The sequence below is a fragment of the Rhizobium sp. Root1334 genome, from assembly GCF_001426665.1.
In the GTDB taxonomy this organism is placed as follows: domain Bacteria; phylum Pseudomonadota; class Alphaproteobacteria; order Rhizobiales; family Rhizobiaceae; genus Pararhizobium.
Genome location: NZ_LMEY01000028.1, coordinates 215,270 through 237,988 on the forward strand (window position 1 = coordinate 215,270; position 22,719 = coordinate 237,988).

Annotated in this window: 20 protein-coding genes; 15 read left to right on the forward strand and 5 right to left on the reverse strand. The window is 59.0% G+C overall.

Annotated elements, in window-relative coordinates; translation table 11 throughout:
* The first annotated feature begins 345 nt into the window (after positions 1–345).
* The 7 genes from ASD36_RS24490 (at position 346) to ASD36_RS24520 (ending at position 8,217) form a co-directional block, all read left to right on the forward strand.
* Positions 346–1,098, forward strand: coding sequence for a pseudouridine synthase (locus ASD36_RS24490; protein ID WP_244489868.1), 753 nt, complete (start codon positions 346–348; stop codon positions 1,096–1,098).
* A 422-nt stretch (positions 1,099–1,520) separates the two neighbouring features.
* Entirely contained in the window at positions 1,521–1,907 is a 387-nt protein-coding gene (locus tag ASD36_RS31585; protein WP_244489869.1) for a hypothetical protein, read from the forward strand.
* Positions 1,908–1,934: 27 nt separating this feature from the next.
* Positions 1,935–2,555, forward strand: a complete 621-nt coding sequence (locus ASD36_RS24500) for an alpha/beta hydrolase (protein ID WP_060511933.1) — start codon at positions 1,935–1,937, stop codon at positions 2,553–2,555.
* Between the two features lie 483 nt (positions 2,556–3,038).
* Positions 3,039–4,655: an ABC transporter substrate-binding protein gene (locus ASD36_RS24505; protein ID WP_060511935.1), complete on the forward strand. Its 1,617-nt coding sequence runs from the start codon at positions 3,039–3,041 to the stop codon at positions 4,653–4,655.
* 86 nt (positions 4,656–4,741) lie between these two features.
* Positions 4,742–5,692, forward strand: coding sequence for an ABC transporter permease (locus tag ASD36_RS24510; protein ID WP_060502356.1), 951 nt, complete (start codon positions 4,742–4,744; stop codon positions 5,690–5,692).
* On the forward strand, positions 5,692–6,534 hold the full coding sequence (locus ASD36_RS24515; RefSeq protein WP_060502357.1) for an ABC transporter permease: 843 nt from the start codon (positions 5,692–5,694) through the stop codon (positions 6,532–6,534). Before ASD36_RS24510 ends, ASD36_RS24515 begins: the two co-directional genes overlap by 1 nt.
* Positions 6,535–6,537: 3 nt before the next feature.
* On the forward strand, positions 6,538–8,217 hold the full coding sequence (locus ASD36_RS24520) for an ABC transporter ATP-binding protein (RefSeq protein ID WP_060502358.1): 1,680 nt from the start codon (positions 6,538–6,540) through the stop codon (positions 8,215–8,217).
* A 66-nt stretch (positions 8,218–8,283) separates the two neighbouring features.
* On the opposite strand, the gene ASD36_RS24525 is transcribed toward ASD36_RS24520, so the two are convergent.
* Positions 8,284–9,747: an aldehyde dehydrogenase family protein gene (locus ASD36_RS24525; protein WP_060502447.1), complete on the reverse strand. Its 1,464-nt coding sequence runs from the start codon at positions 9,745–9,747 to the stop codon at positions 8,284–8,286.
* A 261-nt stretch (positions 9,748–10,008) separates the two neighbouring features.
* Here ASD36_RS24525 and ASD36_RS24530 point away from each other — a divergent pair, with 261 nt between their 5' ends.
* A complete protein-coding gene (locus ASD36_RS24530) occupies positions 10,009–10,863 on the forward strand; it encodes a GNAT family N-acetyltransferase (protein WP_060502359.1) in 855 nt (284 codons plus the stop codon).
* Positions 10,864–10,979: 116 nt separating this feature from the next.
* On the forward strand, positions 10,980–11,456 hold the full coding sequence (locus ASD36_RS24535) for an Lrp/AsnC family transcriptional regulator (protein WP_060502360.1): 477 nt from the start codon (positions 10,980–10,982) through the stop codon (positions 11,454–11,456).
* Positions 11,457–11,485: 29 nt separating this feature from the next.
* On the opposite strand, the gene ASD36_RS24540 is transcribed toward ASD36_RS24535, so the two are convergent.
* Positions 11,486–12,529 carry a tartrate dehydrogenase gene (locus tag ASD36_RS24540; protein ID WP_060502361.1) on the reverse strand — a complete coding sequence of 348 codons (1,044 nt, stop codon included), beginning with the start codon at positions 12,527–12,529 and terminating at the stop codon, positions 11,486–11,488.
* A 163-nt stretch (positions 12,530–12,692) separates the two neighbouring features.
* Here ASD36_RS24540 and ASD36_RS24545 point away from each other — a divergent pair, with 163 nt between their 5' ends.
* From ASD36_RS24545 to ASD36_RS24565, 5 genes are all read left to right on the forward strand, one after another.
* A complete protein-coding gene (locus tag ASD36_RS24545; protein WP_060502448.1) occupies positions 12,693–14,147 on the forward strand; it encodes an NAD-dependent succinate-semialdehyde dehydrogenase in 1,455 nt (484 codons plus the stop codon).
* 21 nt (positions 14,148–14,168) lie between these two features.
* Entirely contained in the window at positions 14,169–15,320 is a 1,152-nt protein-coding gene (gene argE / locus ASD36_RS24550) for an acetylornithine deacetylase (protein ID WP_060502362.1), read from the forward strand.
* A gap of 27 nt (positions 15,321–15,347) precedes the next feature.
* On the forward strand, positions 15,348–16,568 hold the full coding sequence (locus tag ASD36_RS24555; protein ID WP_060502363.1) for a M20/M25/M40 family metallo-hydrolase: 1,221 nt from the start codon (positions 15,348–15,350) through the stop codon (positions 16,566–16,568).
* A 62-nt stretch (positions 16,569–16,630) separates the two neighbouring features.
* Positions 16,631–17,557: a glyoxylate/hydroxypyruvate reductase A gene (locus ASD36_RS24560; protein ID WP_060502364.1), complete on the forward strand. Its 927-nt coding sequence runs from the start codon at positions 16,631–16,633 to the stop codon at positions 17,555–17,557.
* 148 nt (positions 17,558–17,705) lie between these two features.
* Positions 17,706–18,557 (forward strand): GNAT family N-acetyltransferase, encoded by an 852-nt coding sequence (locus tag ASD36_RS24565; protein WP_060502365.1) that lies wholly within the window; start codon positions 17,706–17,708, stop codon positions 18,555–18,557.
* Between the two features lie 89 nt (positions 18,558–18,646).
* Here the strand turns inward: ASD36_RS24565 and ASD36_RS24570 are convergent, their stop codons facing one another.
* Genes ASD36_RS24570 through ASD36_RS24580 form a run of 3 tightly spaced genes read right to left on the reverse strand, consistent with a single transcriptional unit; the run spans position 18,647 to position 20,968 of the window.
* Positions 18,647–19,000 (reverse strand): cupin domain-containing protein, encoded by a 354-nt coding sequence (locus ASD36_RS24570; RefSeq protein WP_060502366.1) that lies wholly within the window; start codon positions 18,998–19,000, stop codon positions 18,647–18,649.
* Between the two features lie 15 nt (positions 19,001–19,015).
* Entirely contained in the window at positions 19,016–20,293 is a 1,278-nt protein-coding gene (locus tag ASD36_RS24575; protein WP_060502367.1) for an FAD-binding oxidoreductase, read from the reverse strand.
* A gap of 9 nt (positions 20,294–20,302) precedes the next feature.
* Positions 20,303–20,968 carry a haloacid dehalogenase type II gene (locus ASD36_RS24580; RefSeq protein ID WP_060502368.1) on the reverse strand — a complete coding sequence of 222 codons (666 nt, stop codon included), beginning with the start codon at positions 20,966–20,968 and terminating at the stop codon, positions 20,303–20,305.
* 360 nt (positions 20,969–21,328) lie between these two features.
* Here ASD36_RS24580 and ASD36_RS24585 point away from each other — a divergent pair, with 360 nt between their 5' ends.
* Positions 21,329–22,705 carry an aspartate aminotransferase family protein gene (locus ASD36_RS24585; protein WP_060502369.1) on the forward strand — a complete coding sequence of 459 codons (1,377 nt, stop codon included), beginning with the start codon at positions 21,329–21,331 and terminating at the stop codon, positions 22,703–22,705.
* Positions 22,706–22,719 lie beyond the last annotated feature (14 nt).

Consider the following 22,719-nt stretch of genomic DNA (forward strand, 5'->3'; position numbering starts at 1 on the left):
TGAAGAGTTGCCGCCATGGGACAGCGCTTGCGGCTTGACTTCGGGCCAGGCTTGGCTCAATGCGACGGCATGATGCCGCGTATCGTGATCTACCTTCGGCAAGAATGTAAACTTTCGAAAACCGGCACTTATCCTGAACGATTGAGAAGCCCTGGCCCGACGTTCGGGACGGCCAGATTTCTGACAACATCACTCGGCCATCATGGAGCACCCGTTGCAGTTTTTCGGGATTTCGATACCATCCACGTTTGATCGCGCAACGCCCTGCAGATGGGCGGCGCAGTAGCAAACAATATCGCCTGTCTAAACGCAGTTCAGACAGCAAAGCTCCTGGAATACTTCGTCTTGGCAAAACAGGCATCTGATAACGGCGCGCGCGCAACCATCTGCCGTGCACTGTCCAAACTTGGCTATTGCTCCCGCACACAGGCCGAAAAGCTGGTGGCCGAACGGCGCGTGACACTCCGCGGCCGGGTGGTCACTGATATCCTGACATGGGCAGACGTTCATACCGACCTGATCGCGGTCGACGGTGTTCGCGTTGTTGCAGAAGCCAGCGTTTATCTCATGCTCAACAAGCCAAGGGGCATGGTGACCACGAGGGTCGATCCGGAAGGGCGGCCAACGGTCTTTGATTGCCTCGCACAGATGGACAACCCTTTTCTTTCCCCCATCGGCCGCCTGGATAAGGCGAGCGAGGGCTTGCTGCTGTTCACCAACGATACGGTGCTCGCTCAGCGCCTGCTCGACCCGGTCACCCATATCGGGAAGATTTATCATGTGCAGGTCAAGGGCATGCCGACCGATGACATGATTGCCCAGATGCACCACGGCATCAGCGAGGGCGGCGAAATGCTCAGCGCTTCATCCGTCAAGATCCTGCGCTCGGGAGATAAAAACACGTGGCTTGAAGTCGAGTTGCGGGAGGGCCGCTACCGGCAAATCCGCAGAATGCTCAAAGGGCTGGATATCGAATGCCTTCGTTTGATCCGGGTGGCAATCGGCGATATAAAGCTGGGTGACCTGGCGAAAGGCAAAGCCCGCGCGCTTGAGCACCATGAGATCGAGATCCTGCGCCGGCGGACAAAAACCGGTTAGGAGCCCTCAAACCGCATCGCTCCATTGTCACTTTGATATCGGGCTACGCTACTTCAAATCGACGTTCCATCGGGTGCCAAGGCTCCCGTCAGGTTGAGATGTGCCTGAGCTTCAAGACCAAGCCAGAAAAAAGGGCCTCCAGTAAACGGAGACCCTGAGTTTTGAAGGATCAACCTCCAGAGGGAACAGTTGAAAAGATGGCCCGGGAGGAGAGGGCATCTGGAACTTCAACCGTTGTCAGTATGCTCGATGCAACACCTGCAAACAACGAATGACATCCCGCAGCCTTCTCGAAATTAAACGTTTTGTCCAAAGTCTGATCCTAATCCGCATTTTTGTACCCACAGTGAAACCTGTCCATCCGCTGAGGCTCATGGGGCATGGGGAAAGCCTCCGCAGGCGGAGGGTCCCGGCAGGCATGGATGTCCACGCCATGCCGGAAGCTGAAAAACACATTCGCCGTCGCGTTTTTCTACGCACTCCATGACCAGCAGTGGCGAATTTCCGCAATCGCGATCATCGATAGCCGGTCGTTTCTTTTGTCTACTGAATTTATGGACAATAATATTCCCTCTACCCGGATCGGCAGGTCATGGGAAGCGCTCTGCAGACGTGAGGACATAATGAGCCTGATCAGACATTTTGACCGCCTTCAGACCCTGAGGGATCAGCTGGAAGCGAAACTGGACCTGGATGACGCAGGTTTTTCCAGGATGGGTTACCGGGCACGGTGTGATCTGCGCGAGCGCATAACCGAGATTTCACAGGAAATCTCGGCACTGGAGCGGTCTCCCTATTTCCAAAGCTGACGGCGCTCAACAGTGAGGAACAAACATATGACACCCACCCTGATCTTGCCTGGGTTGAACGGGTCCGATGACGGGCATTGGCAGCGGTTCTGGCTTAGTGATAACACCGAAAGCCGGCTGGTAGAGCAGGACGACTGGAAATCTCCGAGAATTGAAGCCTGGACGAACCGCCTTGAAGAGGTGCTGATTCACGAAGGACCAGCCTACATCGTCGCCCATAGTCTTGGCTGCCTGCTGGCGGCAAAATGTGCAGACAGGCCCACGGCGAGATTGATCAAAGGTGCATTGCTGGTTGCGCCGTGCGATCTATCGACGACGGAAAAACTCCATCCAGGTGCAATCCATTTTGGCCGGATGCCCACACGCGCTCTGCCCTTTCCAACAATCACTGTCGGAAGCTTGAACGATATCTATATGCCTCTGGAAAGCCTGTCGCTCTACGCCGGCCTCTGGAAGACGCAGGTCAGAAACCTTGGGCCAGCCGGTCATATCAACATCGGGAGCGGCTTCGGCCGATGGACGGGAGGCTATGAATTGCTGTCCCTGCTGAAAATGAAAGCGAAGTCGCGTAGAAATTACGACCTCCCCCAGGTGCAAAGCGGCGAGGCATTTGCGGGAGAAGCGATCAAATCCGGCATGTCCCGTTGAGACAGGAATTGGTTTACGGGGCAACACTCAGGCGCGTACCTCTTCTGTCCACAACGGGCGCTAACAAAGCATGGCGGAGTTGGTGGATAATATCGACCTGCAGAAATGCCACAGCCCCTGAAATCCGCCCGGAGCTAGGCAAAGGCAGCATAGTCATCGTCATCTAAGAACGGGTTTCCTCCGGGTTGGAATCAATGCACCACGCCGGTCGGAACCACTCAATGCCCTCGGAGGGGCAGACCATCCCATAATCAACAGGCCACAGGTGAAATGGGGGTGAACTGTGACGCACAGCACACAACGCCTGTCCGCCAACATTTCATAAAACATTATGCGGTCGCAGTCCTGAAAACCGCGTAACTTTCATCGAATGGCGCGCCATAGTGAGCGGGCGGAGTTTCTCTGCTTTTTGCCAGTTCCCTCGGGGAGGGCAAAGATGCAAAGGCAACCCTCCAATCAATAACAATAGGGAACAGCATCGCCATGACACATCAGTTCGATAAGTCCCGCTTTAGCCGGAACGACGACAGCGCAGTCGAGAATGCCATTCGTCGCGGTGCGACCCGACGCGATCTCCTTCGCATGCTGGCCGCCGGCGGCGTCGTTGCCGCCACCGCCGGCATGTTCGCCGGCTCAGCACGAAATGCTGTTGCCCAGACGCCGAAGCGCGGCGGCGCACTGCGCGTCGCGCTCAATTCCACCTCGACGGCCGATACGCTGGACCCGGTGCGCGCCTCCGCCCAGGGAGATTACATGCGCATGTCGACCTTCTACAACAAGCTGACGGTGCTTGATAACTCGTTCACGCCGCAGATGGAGTTGGCCGAAAGCTTCGATACGACGGACGCCAAGGTGTGGACGATCAAGCTCAAGACAGGCGTCACCTTCCACAACGGCAAGACGATGGATTCCGCCGACGTTGTCTATTCATTGAGCCGCCATGTCGATCCGAAACTGACCTCGCGCGCCAATGCCCTTGCCAAGGCGATGACCAAGATCGAAGCTGTGGACAAGAATACGGTCCGTATCGAACTCGATCAGCCCAATGCCGACCTTCCGGCCATTCTCGGAACCTACCATTTCGTCATCATCCCCGATGGCACGACGGAGTTCACCAAGGCAGTCGGTACCGGTCCTTACATGACGGAAGTTTTCGAGCCCGGCATCCGCACCGTCGGGAAGCGCAACCCTAACTATTTCAAGTCGGATGCCGCTTTCGTCGACAGCATCGAGATGTTCGGTATTCCGGATGAAAACGCCCGCCTTAATGCGCTGCTTTCGGGTGATATCCATATCGGCGCTTCGATGGATGCCCGCTCGGCGCCGCTCGTCAAGGCCAACCCTAATCTGCGCCTGATGGTCGCGCCCGGCGGCAGCTATACCAATCTCAATATCCGCATGGACATGGAGCCGGGTTCGAAGAAGGACTTCATCGACGGCGTTCGCGCCCTCATCAACCGCGATGCCATCAACCGCGCGGTTCTGCGTGGTTTCGGCGAGCCGCATAACGATCAGCCGATCCAGCGTGCCAGCAGGTATTTCAACGCCGAAGTCGTGCCGCCGGCCTTCGACCCGGAACGCGCCAAGCACCATTTCGAAAAGGCCGGCCTTCTCGGTGTCGGCATCCCGCTGGTTTGTTCGGAAGCCGCCAAGGCCTCGCCGGACATGGCGATGGTGCTGCAGCAGGATGCCGCCAAGATTGGCGTCACGATCGACGTGCAGCGCATGCCGGCTGACGGTTACTGGTCGAACCAGTGGATCAAGGCACCGTTCCACTTCGGCAATATCAATGCACGCCCAACCGCCGATATCCTGTTCTCGCTGCTCTACAAGTCGGATGCCGCCTGGAACGAGAGCCGCTACGTCAACCCGAAATTCGACCAGATGCTGCTCGAAGCGCGCGGTTCTCTGGACGAAGCCCAGCGTAAGCAGATCTACGGCGAGATGCAGGCGATGGTGGCAAAGGACGCCGCAACGATCATCCCCGCCTATATCGCCAGCGCCGATGCCATGAGCACCAAGGTCGGCGGTCTCAATCCGCATCCGCTCGGCATGCTTCAGGGCTATAATATTGCCGATACCGTCTGGCTTGATGCCTGATCAAACAGGATGCGCGGGAGACCGCGCATCCTGTTTGCCGGATTTGCGGCACTGGATTCCCTGACTGAGCAAGAGGCGCAGCCTATATGAATAAACGCATCCTTGAGATGATCGGCGGGCGGTTGGCGGTCGCCATTCTATCGCTGTTCCTCGTATCGCTGGCGGTCTTCTTCATCACGGAGTTGCTGCCTGGGGATACGGCGCAGGAATTGCTCGGCCAAGCCGTGACGACGGAGGCTGCCTCGCAGTTGCGGGAAACGCTCGGCCTCGACCGGCCAGCCATCCTGCGGTATTTCGAATGGATCTTTGGCCTGCTGACTGGTGATCTGGGATATTCGCACGTGTCCGACCGGCCGGTTGCAAGTCTCGTGGCGGAACGTCTCCCCAACTCGCTCACGCTTGCTGCCGTCACCATGGCGATCACCATTCCATTGGCGCTCAGTCTTGGCATTTTCGCGGCGATCTGGAAGGGTTCAATTTTTGACCGGGCAATCTCGTCCGTCGCCATCATGCTCGTGTCCTTCCCGGAATTCATGATCGCCACGTTGCTGGTCATGTGGCTGTCGGTTTATTTGCAGTGGCTGCCGGCATTGTCTTTCATTCCGACCACCGCGGACCTGCATACTGTTGTGCTTGCCTACATCATGCCGGTTTCGGTTCTGGTGTTCGGCAGCTGCTCACAGATGATCCGCCTGTCGCGCGCAGCGATCGCCGATGCCATGGTTACTCCTTACGTCGAAATGGCCATGCTTAAGGGCGCCTCGCGCAGCCGCATGGTGCTGGGCCATGCGCTACCGAACTCCGTCGCGCCCATCGTCAATTCCGTCGCGCTCAGCATGTCAGGCCTTCTCGGCGGCGTCATCATCGTTGAGACGGTCTTCAATTATCCGGGCCTTGCCAAATTGATGGTGGATGGCGTCTCTACCCGTGACATGCCGCTTATCCAGACCTGTTCGATGATTTTCTGCGGCTTTTATCTCGTGCTGATCACCGCCGCCGATATCATCGCCATCCTGTCCAATCCGAGGTTGCGTTGATGACCGTTTCCACCGCGCCACGACGCAAGATCCGCTTCCAGATCCGGCCCATCGCCGCTGTCTGTCTGCTCGTTGTCCTGTTCTGGATTATCGTCGCTCTTTTTGCGCCGCTGCTGGTTCATTATCCGGCCGGCGATATGGTCAGCTACGACTATTTCGGCCCGATGAGCAAAGAATACTGGCTCGGCACAGACTATCTCGGCCGTGACATCTATTCCCGCCTGATCGTCGGCACGCGCTATACGATCGGCATCGCTTTCGTTGGCTTAATTCTTGCCGCGCTGATCGGCATCACACTCGGCCTGCTGGCGGCAGCGTTCGGAGGTGTCTTCGACACAATCCTCAGCCGTGCCATCGATACATTTGTCGGCATTCCCAACCTGCTACTGGCGCTGGTCATCGTTGCAGGCGGCGGCTCCAGCATTCCGATCCTGATCGGCGCCATCACCGTCATTTTCTTCCCTGGATGCTACCGTTTCACCCGCTCGATGGCCGTCAACGTCAATGCTCTCGACTTCATCTCCGCTGCCCGGGCACGCGGGGAGGGACATTTTTATATAATGATCCACGAGATCCTGCCGAATATCGCCGGACCGATCATGGCCGATCTCGGCCTGCGTTTCGTACACATCATTCTGCTTCTGTCGGGCCTGAGCTTCCTTGGTCTTGGCGTGCAGCCGCCCAACGCGGACTGGGGGGCGCTTGTGCGCGAGAACATGATCGGCATTTCCTACGGATCGCCGGCCGTGGTCGTGCCTTCACTGGCGCTGGCGAGCCTTGCCCTCGCCATCAATCTTCTGATCGATAACCTGCCGCAGCGCATCCGCGACCAGTTGGAGTAGACCATGACCAAATATCCAAAAACCGCGGGCGAAACGCTGGTCAGTATCAAAGACCTTCGGGTTACAGCCACCACCGACAGCGGCCGCACTATAGAAATCCTCAAAGGTGTTTCCTTCAATGTCCGTCGCGGCGAGGTGCTGGCACTGATCGGCGAATCCGGTTCAGGCAAAACGACGATCGCTCTGTCGCTGCTTGCTTATGCCCGTGCGGGCTGCCATTTTTCCGGCGGCCGCGTGCTGTTTGACGGCGTCGACCTTATCACGCTCGACGAAGGCGCGCGTCGAAAACTGCGCGGCAACAAAGTGTCCTACGTTCCGCAAAGTGCGGCAGCTTCATTCAATCCGTCCAAGAAGATTATGGATCAGGTCGTCGAAGTTGCCGAAATTCACGGCATTCTCGACAAGGCATCTGCGCGTGACAAGGCGATCGGCCTGTTTAGAAGCCTCTCTCTGCCTTCGCCAGAAACGATCGGTGACCGTTATCCACATCAGGTATCGGGCGGCCAGATACAGCGCCTGGCGGCAGCGATGGCACTGCTCGGAGACCCGGAGCTGGTCGTTTTCGATGAACCGACGACGGCACTCGATGTCACCACCCAGATAGAGGTCCTGAAGGCGTTCAAGTCGGCTATTCTCGACCGCGGCATGACCGGCGTTTACGTGTCTCACGATCTGGCGGTCGTGGCGCAGATTTCCGATCGCATCATCGTGTTGAAGGACGGCGAGATTCAGGAAGCCGGCAAGACTGAGCAGATCGTCGGAGCCCCGGCGCATCCCTATACGCAGGCGTTGATTTCGGCTTTCGAGCCGGTGGAAGCCAAAGCGGCCGGATCGCGCCTCGCCAATGGTGCGGTCTTGGAAATGCGCGATGTCGTTGCCGGCTACGGTAATATGAAAAGCGACGGCAAGCCGCATATCATCGCGGTTGACGGTGTCAGCTTTGCCCTGCAACGGGGGCATTCGCTCGGTGTGATCGGCGAATCCGGTTGCGGCAAGAGCACGCTTCTGCGCGTTGCCGCCGGCCTGCTGCCGGCGGCTTCCGGCGCCTGCGTTCTCGATGGGAAAGACCTTCGGCCGCAGGTCAGTGCCCGCAGCAAGGAAGAGTTGCGCAAAATGCAGATCGTCTTCCAATTGGCGGATACCGCACTCAATCCGGCGCAGACAGTCGGCAACATCATCGGCCGGCCACTGACCTTCTATCACGGCATGAAGGGCGAGACGCGCGACAAACAGGTGATCGAACTCCTGGACATGGTTCGCATGCCGGCGCAGTTCCGCCACCGGCTTCCGCGCGAACTGTCGGGTGGTCAACGCCAGCGTATCAATCTTGCCCGTGCGTTGGCTGCCAAGCCCGACGTGCTGCTCTGCGACGAGATCACCTCGGCGCTGGATACCGTCGTTGCCGCCAAGGTGTTGGAACTGCTGAAGGAGCTACAGCGCGAACTGCATCTATCCTATCTGTTTGTCAGCCACGATATCCACACCGTGCAATCGCTTTGCGACGAGGTAATGGTGATGTTCGGCGGCAAGAAGCTGGAAACCTTTGCGGCGGCCGATTTGCACGCCGAGGCACGTCACCCCTACACGAAACTGCTGGCCTCGTCGCTGCCGACGCTCGATCCGGGATGGCTCGACAACCTGAAGCAGGACCCGGAACTGGTGCGCAAATTCGCTCACGCCTGACGTTGAAGATGTCGATACAAACGCACAATGGCCAGGGTCGCACCGGGCCATTGTGCGTTTGCGGAATCAGAGGTCGATGAGGACCGATTTGGTGCGCATCGCGCCCATGTAAGCCTCGCGCCCGAGATCCTTGCCAAGGCCCGAACTCTTGTAGCCGCCGGTCGGCAGGATCATGTCGCGGGAACGACCGTAGCGGTTGACCCAGACGGTGCCGGCTTCAAGCTTGCGAGACATCCGTATCGCCCGCGATAGATCGCGGGTGAATAGACCCGATGCCAGACCGTAAGTCGGATGCGTGGCGAGTGCAGTGGCTTGTTCTTCGCTTTCAAACGTCTGGATGCTGAGAACAGGCCCAAAAATCTCTTCCGTCACCGCCGGATTGTTTTCGTCCACCCCGGCAAGGATGGTCGGAGCATAAAAATAGCCATCGGATTCCATCCGGCAGCCACCGGCAACGATCTCGGCACCGGCAGAGCGGGCGGCATCGACGATCGTTTCGATACGGGTGATCTGTGCCTCAGAGATGATCGGCGAGTAGATCGTCCTTTCATCCCATGTCTTGCCCGGGCGCATCGCCGTCATATGACCAGCGATCTTGGCAGCGAGCTCTTCCGCCACCGGCTTTTCGGCGATCAACCTCGATCCGGCCACGCAGACCTGACCGGCATTGCCGGTGATCGACCGGGCGATACAGGCGGCGGCGAGATCGATATCGGCATCGGCAAACACCACCTGTGGGCTCTTGCCACCAAGCTCAAGCGTCATCGGCTTGATGCCGGTGCGGGCAATGTCCTGCATGATTTGCGCACCGGCGCGGGTGGAGCCGGTGAAACTGATCTTGCCGACCAACGGATGCGTGGTGATGGCAGTGCCTGTGACTGGACCATCCCCGAGCACGACATTGACGAGACCGGCGGGGATGCCAGCCCTCACTGCCAGCTCGGCGAGATAGAGCGTCGAAAAAGGCGTCATTTCCGAGGGCTTGATGACGATGCCGTTACCGGCGGCGAGAGCCGGTCCGAGCTTCCAGGCGGCCATCGAAAGCGGCACGTTCCAAGGAGCGATCGCGCCGATCACGCCATAAGGCTCGTGCAGGATCATGCCCATCTGCGCGTTGGCCGTCGGAACCACCTGACCGCCAGCCTTGTCGGCAAACTCGGCAAAGAAGCGGATGTGGTCGGCACAGGCGACCACATCGCTTTGGCGCGCTTGGGTGATCGGTCTTGTCGAGCACACGGCCTCCAACTGGGCCAGATAATCGGCGTCCTCGTCTATGAGGTCAGCCCAGCGATGCAGGGCGCGGGCGCGATCGCGGGGCATGCAGGTCGCCCAATCGGACTCGCGCTGCACCTTCGCCGAAATCCGGATGGCCTCGTCCACCAGGGCCGCATCGGCGACCGGGATGGCAGCCAGCGGTTTGCCATCGCTCGGTCGCAGGATTTCCAGCGCGTCTGCGCCTTCGACGTAACGGCCGCCGATATAATGACCTTTCGGGAGACGAAGCGTGGCAGGATCAAAGGAGAGTGTCATGCGCAGGTCCATCCGTTCTTGAGCAATCGGCCGACGGCGGGAGCCCGGCCATGGTGCTGACAGGCTAACGGAAAGCGCGTGGGCATTTATGCCGTATCGGCCTTGGCCCGCCGTAGATACTGCGCATTTGCGCCTTGAGCGCCGGCCTGCTGAAATCGCTGCAGAAGAAAATGATGCGTAACCAAGATTAAAGCGCGGAAAATGCTGCCGTTCGTCTCTAGACTGTCGTTCTGTTAGAGGCGGCCATAAGCGGATACCGGGATGGAAACGAGAAAAATCGACAATTTCGAGCTTCAGCTCGTCCCTATGGAAGAGAAGCACATTCCGCGTCTGCATGAGCTTTCGATTGCCGTGAACTGGCCGCATCGCCCGGAAGATTGGGCCGTTGCGCTGGCGCTTGGTGAAGGGGTCATCGCGTTCGATGAGATCGGGAGGCCAGTGAGTTCTGCCATGCTGTTTCCACTCGGCGAAGGCGTTGCCAATATCGGCATGGTGATCACCTCGCCACGCCTTCAGAATCATGGCGCCGCCAGATGGCTGATGGATGAAATGCTGCAGCGGACAAAAGGCAAGGTACGCCGCCTGAATGCCACCAAGGCGGCATACAATCTCTACCTTTCCATGGGTTTTCAGCCCTTTGCGCTGGTACTGCAACATCAAGGGGTGGCCATCGCACTACCGGGCGAAGACGCCCGTGTGCGCCCGATGACAGATGCGGATCGGCAGGCGGTCATCGAGACCGATCGCCGTGGTTTCGGATCGGACCGCAGCCATGTGATCGATCATCTTCTGCCGCTGTCGGAAGCGATGGTTCTGGAAGACCATGGAAAGATCCACGGCTATGCTCTGTGTCGCCGCTTTGGCCGCGGTCATGTGCTCGGCCCGGTCGTGGCAGCAAGCGAACAAGATGCCATCAGTCTGATCCGGCCGCTGATCGCCTTGCACGAAGGCAATTTTCTGCGCATGGATACCCGCCATCCGAACGGCCCCCTGCAGGCGGCGCTTGAACAGGCGGGGCTTGCGCTTATTGATCATGTCACCACGATGCAGTTGGAGCCGGTCGGCACAGAGCCGGAACTGACGGTGTATGGATTGGCCAACCAAGCGCTGGGATGACATAAGAGAGGTAACGGGAGGCCTGCGACACGCTCTTCGTGTTCCGGCAGGATCGCCAAGGCCCGGATATCACTCCGGGGATGGTCTCAAAGGCTCGATAAAACAAGGGAACGCACGTGAAGCTTGATCGCATTGACATTCGGATTTTGCACGAGCTGCAGAAGAACGGCCGCCTGACCAATGTTGAACTTGCCGACCTCGTTCACCTGTCGCCCAGCCCATGCCTGATGCGGGTGAAAAAGCTGCAGCAGGTCGGTTACATTACCGGTTATTCCGCCCATATCGACCTGGCGAAGCTCGGCCCCACCGTGACGGTTTTCACCGAGGTGACGCTCAGCAATCATCGCCAGAACGATTTTTCGCGTTTTCAACAGGCGATCGAAAAGGTCGAGGAGGCAATCGAATGCCATCTCATTTCCGGCGGCTATGATTATCTGCTGAAATTCGTCACAGCCAGTATTTCCGATTATCAGGAACTGATGGAGCGCCTGCTCGAAGCCGAGATCGGTATCGACAAATATTTCAGCTTCATCGTTATGAAATCACCCTTCGTGAAACGGCACCTGCCGCTGCGCACCCTGTTTCCAGAATAACGGAGCAGGCGCGTTACCTTCATCGCCTATCAAGACATCTGATTGATGATTGCCTTGGTGATTTCGCCGGTCGAATTCTGGCCCGGTTGGGTGCCGATTCCAGCTGCAGTGGCCGCTTCGATCGCAGCCATCACACGGGCGGCCGATGCGGTTTCGCCCAGATGCTCGAGCATCATCGCTGCCGACCAGATCGTTGCAATCGGATTGGCTATGTTGAGATGGGCGATATCCGGCGCCGAACCGTGAACCGGCTCGAACATCGATGGCGCGCTGCGGTCAGGATTGATATTCGCCGAAGCCGCAAAGCCGAGTCCCCCCTGGATGGCGGCACCGAGATCGGTGAGGATATCACCAAACAGATTGGAAGCGACGACGACATCGAGCGTTTCGGGTGCTATGACGAAACGGGCGGCAATCGCATCGACGTGATACCGCGAGACCTCGACATCCGGATATTCGGCGGCCAACTGATCGGTCACTTCGTCCCAGAACACCATCGAATATTTCTGGGCATTCGATTTGGTCACCGAAGCCAGCTTGCCGCGGCGCTTGCGAGCCTGTTCGAAACCGAAACGGAGAATGCGTTCCACACCCTTGCGGGTGAAGATCGAGGTTTCGACCGCCACTTCGTCGCTTGTGCCCTGATGCACGCGGCCACCGGCACCGGAATATTCACCCTCGGTATTTTCGCGGATGCAGAGAATGTCGAAATCTCCGGCTCGCAGCGGGCCAACCACTCCTGGCAGAAGCCGGTGCGGACGGATGTTGGCGTATTGGGTAAAATTCTTGCGGATGGGCAGAAGCAGCCCATGCAGCGAAACCGAATCCGGAACTTTCTGCGGCCAACCAACGGCGCCGAGCAGGATGGCGTCGAACCCACGAAGTGTCTCGATCCCGTCTTCCGGCATCATACGCCCGGTCTTCAGAAAGGTATCGCAGGACCAGTCGAACCATGTTCCGTCCAATTCAGCGCCACCAAGCGCGCAAGCGCGTGAAACGACCTGCCAAGCCGCCTGCGTAACCGGGGTTCCTATCCCGTCACCGGGGATCAATGCAATCTTGTGAGCGCCCATCCGTGTCTCCTCATGTCTTTCGCACAAGGGTCGCAGACCCGCCCGTGATTTGCTGCCGGTCTCCTTCGAAAGCACAGCATATTCTGCCCACCTCCGGAAAAGAACCGCAGGATCGCCCGCGCTTTGCGTTGCACATATGGATCAAGACGAAAGGACACTTTTCATGCTTGGGCTTTCCGATACCACCCTTCTGAGAACCGGCTGCCTGATTGGTGGCGAATGGCGTGATGCTTCCGATGGAGCGCGCATGGCCGTGGTCAATCCGGCAAACGGACAGATGATTGCGCATGTGCCGGACTGCACGGCTGAAGATGCTGTCGAAGCGATTGCCGCGGCTGAAAGGGCGCTGCCGGAATGGCGTGCCCGACCGGCTGCCGAGCGTGCAAAACTGCTGGAGCGCTGGTCGGCGCTGCTGGCCGGGCATACGGAAGATCTCGCTCGTATCCTGACGCTCGAACAGGGCAAGCCGTTGACCGAAGCGCGCGGCGAAATCGCCTATGGTAATGCCTTTATCAAATGGTTCGCCGAAGAAGCGCGCCGCATCGCCGGTAGCACGATCCCGTCACCGACGGCGGGCCGCCGGATCATGGTGATGAAAGAGGCCGTGGGCGTCTGCGCCATCATCACGCCATGGAATTTCCCGAATGCGATGATCACCCGCAAGGTGGCGCCGGCACTGGCTGCCGGCTGCACGGTCGTCATAAAGCCCTCTGACTTCACGCCGCTTTCGGCGCTGGCGCTGGCGGTTCTGGCCGAGCGTGCCGGCATTCCGGCCGGTGTCGTCAACGTGTTGACAGGCAAGCCCGAGGTGATCGGCGGTGTGCTGACATCCAGCCCGGTTGTCCGAAAACTTTCCTTTACCGGCTCGACGCGGGTTGGTTCGCTTCTGATGCAGCAATGCGCCAGCACGGTCAAACGGCTGTCGCTGGAACTCGGCGGCAACGCGCCGTTCGTTGTGTTCGACGACGCGGATCTCGATCTCGCCGTCGAAGGTGCGCTGCAGTCGAAATTCCGTAATGGCGGCCAGACCTGCGTCTGCGCCAACCGCATTCTCGTTCAATCCGGCATCTACAATGCCTTTTCGGAAAAGCTGGCGGCACGTGTTTCGGCCTTGAAGGTTGGCGACGGTCTTGCGGAGGGCATAGATATCGGGCCGATGATCAACACGGCGGCGGTGGAAAAGATCAGCCGCCACGTCGCCGATGCGCTCGCCAAGGGCGCTAGAATTGTCTCTTCAGCCGCGCCCGGGCCTGAGGGCGCGCAGTTCGTCACGCCGGTTGTTCTGAGCGGCGCCAATATGCAGATGATGCTGGCGCAGGAAGAAACATTTGGGCCAGTGGCTCCGCTTTTCCGTTTCGACACGGAAGAGGAGGCCATCGCCATTGCCAACGATACCCCCTTCGGCCTGGCGTCCTACTTCTACACGCGCGACTTGGCACGGGCTTTTCGCGTGGGAGAAGCGCTGGAGACCGGTATGGTGGGGCTGAACACTGGCCTGATCTCGACGGAAGTTGCGCCGTTCGGAGGTATCAAACAATCGGGCCTCGGCCGCGAAGGTTCGCAGCTCGGTATCGAGGAATATCTTGAGACCAAGACGTTCCATATCGGCGGGCTGTGATTGGCAAGGATGATGGCCCGGATGTGTGTTCAGCAAATACTGGCGGATCTGGTGGCGATCCCTTCGCTGCCCGGCACGCCGAATGGCGTGGTCACCGATTGCCTGCTCGCGCATCTCCAGCATGATGGCGTCGAAGTGAGCTTGCTGCCGGGGCCGGAAGGGGATCGGGCCAACCTGTTTGTGACGATCGGCCCGCGTGACCAACCGGGTTACATCCTTTCGGGCCACAGCGATGTCGTTTCTGTCGACAATCAGATCTGGGCGACCGATCCATTTCGGCTTGCCGTGCATGGCGAAAAGCTGACAGGACGCGGCACGACCGACATGAAGGGTTTTCTCGCCTGCATGCTGGCCATGGCACCGGAGTTCGCCGCCATGCAGTTGCGCCGGCCGGTGCATCTGGCTTTTTCCTATGACGAAGAAATCGGCTGTCGCGGCGTTGGGCATATGATTGCCCGGTTGCCGGAGTTATGCGCACCGCCAATGGGCGCTATCATCGGCGAGCCGAGCGGCATACACCCGGTTCTTTCACACAAGGGCAAGCAGGCGCTGGAACTGCGCTTCACCGGCAAGGCGGGGCATTCCTCCAATCCGACGCTCGGCGAAAATGCCATTTACGCCGCAGCCGATATGCTGCTGCATATCCGTGGCATGGCCGAGAGCATGGAACATGACGGGCCTTTTGACGCGCGGTTCATACCGGCCCATTCCACCTGTCAGGCCGGTGTCGTGCGGGGTGGAGCGGCGGTCAATATCATTCCCGATAGCGCGGAAATTCAGTTCGAAGCACGTGCGATACCGGGTATCGACCCACGTTCGCTAAGCGCGCCGATCATCGAACACATCGATGCGCTCAATGCCGAAGCGAAAACAGCGGGCCGTAACCTCTCGGCGGCATGGCGGGAAACCTCCAGCTATCCGGCACTGCCGCCGTGTGAGGATCGAGGGTTTGTCGAGTTGATGGAAAGGCTGAGCGGCAGGTCTTCCGTGCAAGCGGTCAGTTATGGTACCGAGGCGGGCCTTTACCATCAGGCCGGCATTCCTTCGATCATTTGTGGACCGGGCGACATTGCGCGGGCGCATGGGCCGGATGAATTTATCCTTCAGTCCGAATTGCGGGATTGCATGGCGATGCTGCGCGGTCTCGGTGCGGAATTGTGCCGCGATGCCTGACAAGAACATATCAAGGAAAGCTGCTTCATGACCAATGTGGTGACTAAGAACGTTCTCAAACACGCTGGTTTCCAACAGGCTCTCGACCATATCGATGCCGGTTTTGACCGTTTCATTGCGGAATTGATCACGCTCACCGAAATCCCTGCTCCACCCTTTAAGGAAGAGCGCAAGGCCGCCGCCTATCTGGAAATGATGAGGGAGGCCGGGCTCGAAGAGGTCGCCAGCGACGAGATCGGCAATGTTTGCGGCCTGATCCGCGGCACCGGCAATGACGGGTATCTGGTTGTCGCGGCGCATCTCGATACGGTCTTTCCCGAGGGAACCGACGTCACTGTCCGCCGAGAGGGCACAAAACTCTTCGCGCCGGGTATCGGTGACGACACCCGCGGTCTTGCGGCAAACCTGACACTGATGCGGGCCATCAAACAGTCCGGTATCCGGCCGAAAAAGACGATCCTGTTCGTTGGTGATGTCGGCGAAGAGGGCAAGGGCGACCTGCGCGGTATCCGTCACCTGTTCACCGAAGGTAAATATCGAGACCGAATTGACGCGTTCATTTCCGTCGATGGGCCGGAGATGGCGAGTATCGTCAATCAGGCGGTCGGTTCCTACCGTTACCGCGTCACTTTTAATGGCCCGGGCGGTCACAGCTACGGCGCCTTCGGCACAGTCAACCCCGCCTATGCCATGGCGGAAGTGCTGACCGGCCTGTCGAAACTGTATCTGCCAACCGAACCCAAAACGACGGCGACCCCATCCGTGTTCGGCGGCGGCACTTCGATCAACGCAACGCCTGAAACCGTGTGGTTCGAACTCGATCTTCGCTCGCTCTCGCAATCGGAGCTGGACCGGATTGACGGCGAGTTCCATGCCATGCTCGAAAACGCGGTTGCTGCCGAAAACGCCCGCGCTGACATTTCGTCCGGCCCGGTCACCGTCGAAGCCAGGCGTATCGGCCATCGACCGGCAGGTACCGTTGCCGCGAATTCGGCGATCGTCACCTCCAGCATCGACGCGATAAAAGCGTTCGGTTTCGAACCGTCCTTGATGGCGTCGTCCACCGACGCGAACATTCCGATCAGCCTCGGCGTGCCGGCGGTCTGCGTCGGCTCGGGCTTCGGTCCAGATGCCGGCGGCCGGGTGCATTCGCTTGACGAATGGATCGACGTGGAACGCGAAGGGCAGCTGAAATCGCTGCATGCGCTTCTGGCAGTGGTCCTCAGCATCACCGATTTGGAAGACTGAACCTTCTTGGGCAGAGCCCCGCCTGTCGAGCGCGGGAGTGCCTCAAAGCCTGTGGAGAAGCAATGACTTTTCAGATTCTGTCCTATCCGGGACGCGTCGAGACATTTCGCAAGATTTTTAAGCGCGACATGCCGGAGATTGGCTTTGCTGGCTCGGCAGAGGAGGCCGATCCGGCCGATGTGCGCTACCTGATGGCCTGGACTTTCCCGGACAATCTTTCTGCGCGATACCCCAATCTCAAACTGATCTTCTCGACAGGTGCGGGCATCGACCAGATGACCGGCGCCGAGATTCCGCCCGGTGCAAAAGTTGTGCGAATGATCGAAGAGGGCGTTACCACGCTGGTGCGTGATTACGTGGTCATGGGGGTGCTCGGTCTGCATCGTGATCTGCCGGCATTTCTGGCGCAGCAGCGGCAACAGATCTGGAAGACGCGGGATTTCGTCTGGCCGGACCAGCGGCGAGTCGGTATTCTCGGCATGGGCGAACTCGGTATGGCGACGGTCAATGCGCTGCAGCCCTTCGGGTTCAAACTCTCAGGATGGAGCCGCACGCAAAAAAGCATCAAGGGTGTCGATTGCTACAATGGAGCCGATGGTTTGCGCGACATGCTGGCTGGGACCGATATCCTCGTCTGCCTGCTGCCGCTGACGAAGGAGACCCGCCATATCCTGAATGCTGGTCTTTTCGCACAATTGCCGAAGGGTGCCGGCCTCGTGCATGCGGGTCGTGGTGGCCATCTCGATCAAGACGCGCTTCTCGATGCGCTCGACAGCGGCCATCTCTCCGGCGCTTTCGTGGATGTGACCGACCCGGAACCGCTGCCGCCCGGCCATCGGATGTGGTCGCATCCGCATGTGGTGCTGACGCCGCATATCGCCGGTCACAGCCGGCCGGAAAGCGCGGCCGAAGCGACGATCGCCAACATTCGCCGGTATCTTTCTGGAGAAATACCCAAGGGGCTTGTCGATCCGAACCACGGATATTGATCCGCGATCGCAGGCGGTATGCCGCCCTCAGGCAGCAATAGCCGGCACACCTCCAAAACTTGGCAGAAAATGCGGCCATGACGCCCTCGCCGAAGCCTTACACCGGACAACGTGTGCGATGATCGGGTGTTATCGCAGTGGAGGCATCATGCAGACCATTACCGCTTCTGACATCACCATCGTCGATCTGGGCCTTGCCGATACGGTGGAAGCTCAACGCCTTTCATCACAGGAATCCTGGCCGCATCGCGTGGAAGACTGGCAGTTCTTGCTGGATATCAGCCAGGGCGTCGGTGCGATCCGTGACGGCAAGCTGGTGGGAACGGCGGTGCTGACGCCCTATGGCAATACGGCTGCCACCTGTAACATGATTATTGTCGATCCGGCCCTGCGTGGTCTTGGGCTCGGCCGCCGGCTGATTGAAAGGCTCCTGGAGCAAGCGGGTGGGCGCGAATACCGGCTGATCGCCACCCAGTCGGGTCTGCCGCTTTACGAAAAACTCGGCTTCGTCGCGACTGGAAGAATCCGGCAGCATCAAGGTTTGGTCAAAGCCGTCGCCGCGACGGCAGAGGTGAGCGAGGCGACCCACGACAATCTCGCCGATCTGATCGCCCTCGACAAGGCAGCGCTCGGCCTGGATCGGAGTGCGCTGATGGCGAAACTGATCGCCGAAAAACCGTTTCTGCTACTTCGCGACCAAAACGGTTTGCGCGGCTTCGCCGCCTCCCGCCCGTTCGGCCGTGGTTACATTCTCGGGCCGCTGGTGGCGCGTGACGATGAGGCGTACCGAATTCTTCTCAACGCCTCCATAAAACGCCACGAAGGAGAGTTTCTGCGTATCGATCTGACAGAGGCTGCTGCAGGTGACGCCGCATTGGTCGAAGCAGCTGGGCTGGTGCATGTCGGCGGCGGTATCGCCATGACGCGGCCAGGAGCCGAAGGTGTCGATGTGGCTGGCGAGGCGCGCGTCTATGCGTTGGCCAGCCAGGCCTTGTGCTGACGCTTCAACTTCCATTGCAAGGATCAAAAAGAAGCCCGGAGACAGCGATGTCTCCGGGCCTAATCGTTGGGGGAGCTTGTTTGTTCAGATCAACCGACGATGATGTAGATCTTGCGAACGGTCTCTATCGTCTTCCAGGTACCGACATAACCGGGCTTCATCATGAAGCTGTCGCCCTTCTGGAAAATGCGCGGTGCATGGCCCTGTTCGGTCAGTTCGACAACACCTTCGAGCAAATGGCAAAACTCGAATTTTTCGCCCTTGATGGAATGGTTTGAACCCGGCGTGGCTTCCCAGATGCCGGTGATGACTTCGCCGCTGCGGGCATCGTCGAAAGCCCATGTGCTGTAAGTGGGATCACCTTCGATAAGCTTGTCCGGATCACATTTCTTCACCGTCGGCGTGCCGAGTTTGGACTGATCGAATTTGATGAGAAGGCTCATGTATTGCTCCTGAATTTATTGGAAGCGGTCGAGCGCCTTATAATAGGCGCCGACCAGGGGAAGAAACCAAGGCTTGCCGAAATGACCGGGAACAGCGTTCCAGGCGAGACCATCCCAGGGGTTGCGGTTGATGCGGCCGGTCATCAGATCGGCCATGATTTCACCCATATGGGTGGCGAGTTGTGCGCCATGGCCGGAATAGCCCATGGCGTAATAGAGACCGTCGGCTTTGCCGGCGCGCGGATAGCGATCCTTGGTCATATCGACCAGTCCGCCCCAGCAATAGTCGATGCCGATATCAGCTAGGTGCGGAAAGATCTTTGCCATGCTGTCGCGCAGGATGGCGCCGGCCTTGGCATCCGACCGTTGATCCGAACTTGCCGAAAAGCGTGCACGTCCGCCCCAGATAAGCCGGTTGTCCGGTGCGAGACGGAAATAATTGCCGACATTCATAGTGTTGACGTAGGTGCGTTGACCCGGCACCGTTGCCGCCACTTCGTCATCCGTCAGCGGCCGTGTGGCGATCAGAAAACTGCCGACCGGAATGATACGGCGGCGGAAAAAAGGGAAGGCCGCGGTGGTATAGGCTCCGGTCGCCAGCAATACTTTCCCAGCGAGAATATCGCCGTGCGGCGTCTTCAGTCGCCAGACATTGCCTTCGCGCTCACGCCCCGTTACCGGCGTATGCTCGTGAACGACAGCACCGTGGCGGGCGGCGGCGGTTCCCAGCCCGCTGACAAAACGCCCCATATGCATCATTGCGCTTTTCGTCTGCAGCATGCCACCGTGAAAGGCGTCTGAGCGGACCTCGTTCACCAGGTCGGCGCGGCTGAGCATTGCCGTATCCGGGTCGGCATCGCTGTGGAGTGCTTCGAAATTGCGGGCGAGGTTTTCGTAATGGGCCGGTTTCGAGGCGAGCTTCAGCTTGCCGGAACGGCGAAAGTTACAGTCGATATTTTCTTCCGCAATGATCCGCTCGATGGTGGCGATGCCATCGTCGAAGGCCCTGTAGATCGCCCGTGCCTTATCGGCGCCAAAGGTCTCACGGGCATGGGCGTAACTGTGGGCAATGCCGTTGTTAAGATGTCCGCCGTTCCTGCCCGAGGCCCCGAAGCCAACGGTCTCTGCCTCAAGTACCACGACGGAATGTCCCTCCTGAGCCAGCTTGCGCGCGGCACCAAGCCCGGTGAGCCCCGCGCCGATGACCGCATAGTCGAAACTGCCGCCGCCGGCATCGAGCGATGCCGCTTCGAAGGTGGGAGCCGTATCGTGCCAGTAGGAGAGGTATTTCATCTCATCTCCTCACAGGCCGAAGACGCCTGGTAGACCGCCGATGTCATTGATTTCGCTATATTCGTAGAACGGGTTGGCTGGCTCGTGCTTGCGGTTGACCCAGACCTTCGACGTGATGCCGAGGTCGTGCGCGGTCATCAGGTCGTAGCGGAACGAGGAAGAGACATGGGTAATGTCCTCCGGGCCACAGCCGAGCGTGTCGAGCATGTATTCGAAGCCATTCATCTGCGGCTTGTAGCTGCCGGTCTCTTCTGCCGTCAGAACCAGATGGAAGGGCGCACCAAGCTTTTCGACATTGGACATGATCTGGCTCTTCATCGCATTGGAAAGGATGACGAGCGGGATTTCCTTGGCAACGGCGGCCAGGCCAGCTGGCACATCAGCATGCGGCCCCCAGGTTGGCACTTCCTCATAGATGCGCTTGGCATCGTCAGCCTTGAACATCACGCCATGCCTCTTGCAGGTGCGCTCGACGGCGTTGTGAACCACGTCCGCGTAGGGTTTCCAGGCACCAAGAATTTCGTCGAGGCGGTAGGCGGAAAAGCTCTTGATGAAAGCGAGCATTTCCGGCTCCGGCAGGTCGTTGCCGTAAATGCGCCGTGCCGCGCCCGCCATGTCGAAGTTGGTGAGCGTGCCGTAACAATCGAAGGTAACGAACTTCGGACGGAAGGTCATGGCGGGAATTCCTGTGTTGCGAGCGTTGGCGAGCCTCCCGGGCTCCTGGGACAAATCCTAGGGGCGTATCGAAGATGGACCGGCCGCATTGCGGGCCGGCGAAAGCACAAAACACCGTATCTTGCTGTTGCCGCGGAACGATCTTGCGGAAGGCCAGACTGCGCCCTGTCCTTGATGGATGATGAACCGAACCATGAGCGGCATATCCTTCGGCTTCATCGATTGCGAACAGCGCAATCTTTCGTGCCAGCCGGTCAATCAATCGGACAGTGCGCGATCCAGGCCGGATAATCGGAGCAAATCAAAGGGCTCCATTGCTCACCTGAACGTGCGGGTCGGGCTAAACAACCGGAAACGATCATGCTGTCCAATTCTCTCGTCGAACTCGATCGCCGTCACCTTATCCATCCGGTTGCCAGCTGGCGTGGTCATGAAGCGGCAGGCGTACGCGTGCTGGCCTCCGGGCAGGGCGCCAAAGTGCGTGATGCTTCCGGTAAGGAGTTGATTGACGGTTTTGCCGGCCTTTGGTGCGTCAATGCCGGTTATGGCCAGGAAAGCGTCATTGAGGCTGCAATGCAGCAGATGCGCGAACTGCCCTATGCGACCGGCTATTTCGGTCTCGGTTCGGAACCGGCGATCCGGCTGGCAGCGCGTCTAGCCGATCATGCACCGGGTGACTTGAACCATGTCTATTTTACACTCGGTGGTTCCGATGCGGTAGACAGCACCGTGCGTTTCGTCCGTTATTACTGGCACGCTCGCGGCCTGCCGCAGAAAGACCAGTTTGTAACGCTGGAATATGGCTATCACGGTTCCTCTACAGTCGGTGCAGGCCTAACCGCCATCCCGGCTTTCCATGCTGGTTTCGGTGTTCCTTACGACTGGCAGCATAAAATTCCGTCGCCTTATCCCTATCGCAACCCGGTGGGGGAGGGCGCGACTGACATTATCGCACAGTCGAAGGCGCAACTGCTGGCCAAGGTCGAAGAACTGGGCGGTCCCGAGCGTGTCGCGGCGTTTTATGCCGAACCGATCCAGGGCTCGGGTGGTGTCATCGTGCCGCCAAAGGGCTGGATGAAGGCGATGCGCGCTCTTTGCGCCGAACTGGATATCCTCTTCGTCGTTGATGAGGTCATCACCGCTTTCGGCCGCACCGGTCCGCTTTTTGCCTGCAGCGAAGACGATATCGTGCCGGACATGATCACCACTGCCAAGGGCCTGACTTCAGCCTATGTACCGATGGGCGCAGTATTCATGTCGGAAAAGGTCTATCAGACAATCGCTGATGGTGCCGGCAAGACTGCTGTGGGCCATGGTTATACCTATTCCGCGCATCCGGTTTCCGCCGCCGTGGGCCTCGCTGTCCTTGATCTCTACGAAGGTGGACTGCTGGAAAACGGCCGTCGTATGGGTGAACGCCTGCAGGCCGGCCTGCATTCGCTCAAGGATCATCCGCTGGTCGGTGATGTGCGCGGCCGCGGCATGCTGGCTGCAATCGAGTTGACCACCGACAAGGCCAAAAAGACGCCACTGCCGGCCGCTTCTCTGCCTTCGGCGCGCATCTTCGATCGCGCTTGGGATGCAGGCCTCGTCATCCGCGCCTTCGCCTGGGGCGTCATCGGTTATGCACCGCCGCTCTGCTGCACCAACGCGGAGATCGATGCCATTATCGAGCGGACGCGCCATGTACTTGATCTGACACTCGAAGATCCGGATGTCCGCGCCGGGATCCGCTAATACCGGTAGATGCG

Coding starts and splice junctions, on each gene's coding strand:
- ASD36_RS31585 (WP_244489869.1), top strand. CDS start 1,521: ATGTCCACGCCATGCCGGAAGCTGAAAAACACATTCGCCGTCGCGTTT.
- ASD36_RS24500 (WP_060511933.1), top strand. CDS start 1,935: ATGACACCCACCCTGATCTTGCCTGGGTTGAACGGGTCCGATGACGGG.
- ASD36_RS24505 (WP_060511935.1), top strand. CDS start 3,039: ATGACACATCAGTTCGATAAGTCCCGCTTTAGCCGGAACGACGACAGC.
- ASD36_RS24510 (WP_060502356.1), top strand. CDS start 4,742: ATGAATAAACGCATCCTTGAGATGATCGGCGGGCGGTTGGCGGTCGCC.
- ASD36_RS24515 (WP_060502357.1), top strand. CDS start 5,692: ATGACCGTTTCCACCGCGCCACGACGCAAGATCCGCTTCCAGATCCGG.
- ASD36_RS24520 (WP_060502358.1), top strand. CDS start 6,538: ATGACCAAATATCCAAAAACCGCGGGCGAAACGCTGGTCAGTATCAAA.
- ASD36_RS24525 (WP_060502447.1), bottom strand. CDS start 9,747: ATGACACTCTCCTTTGATCCTGCCACGCTTCGTCTCCCGAAAGGTCAT.
- ASD36_RS24530 (WP_060502359.1), top strand. CDS start 10,009: ATGGAAACGAGAAAAATCGACAATTTCGAGCTTCAGCTCGTCCCTATG.
- ASD36_RS24540 (WP_060502361.1), bottom strand. CDS start 12,529: ATGGGCGCTCACAAGATTGCATTGATCCCCGGTGACGGGATAGGAACC.
- ASD36_RS24545 (WP_060502448.1), top strand. CDS start 12,693: ATGCTTGGGCTTTCCGATACCACCCTTCTGAGAACCGGCTGCCTGATT.
- argE (WP_060502362.1), top strand. CDS start 14,169: ATGTGTGTTCAGCAAATACTGGCGGATCTGGTGGCGATCCCTTCGCTG.
- ASD36_RS24555 (WP_060502363.1), top strand. CDS start 15,348: ATGACCAATGTGGTGACTAAGAACGTTCTCAAACACGCTGGTTTCCAA.
- ASD36_RS24560 (WP_060502364.1), top strand. CDS start 16,631: ATGACTTTTCAGATTCTGTCCTATCCGGGACGCGTCGAGACATTTCGC.
- ASD36_RS24565 (WP_060502365.1), top strand. CDS start 17,706: ATGCAGACCATTACCGCTTCTGACATCACCATCGTCGATCTGGGCCTT.
- ASD36_RS24570 (WP_060502366.1), bottom strand. CDS start 19,000: ATGAGCCTTCTCATCAAATTCGATCAGTCCAAACTCGGCACGCCGACG.
- ASD36_RS24575 (WP_060502367.1), bottom strand. CDS start 20,293: ATGAAATACCTCTCCTACTGGCACGATACGGCTCCCACCTTCGAAGCG.
- ASD36_RS24580 (WP_060502368.1), bottom strand. CDS start 20,968: ATGACCTTCCGTCCGAAGTTCGTTACCTTCGATTGTTACGGCACGCTC.
- ASD36_RS24585 (WP_060502369.1), top strand. CDS start 21,329: ATGCTGTCCAATTCTCTCGTCGAACTCGATCGCCGTCACCTTATCCAT.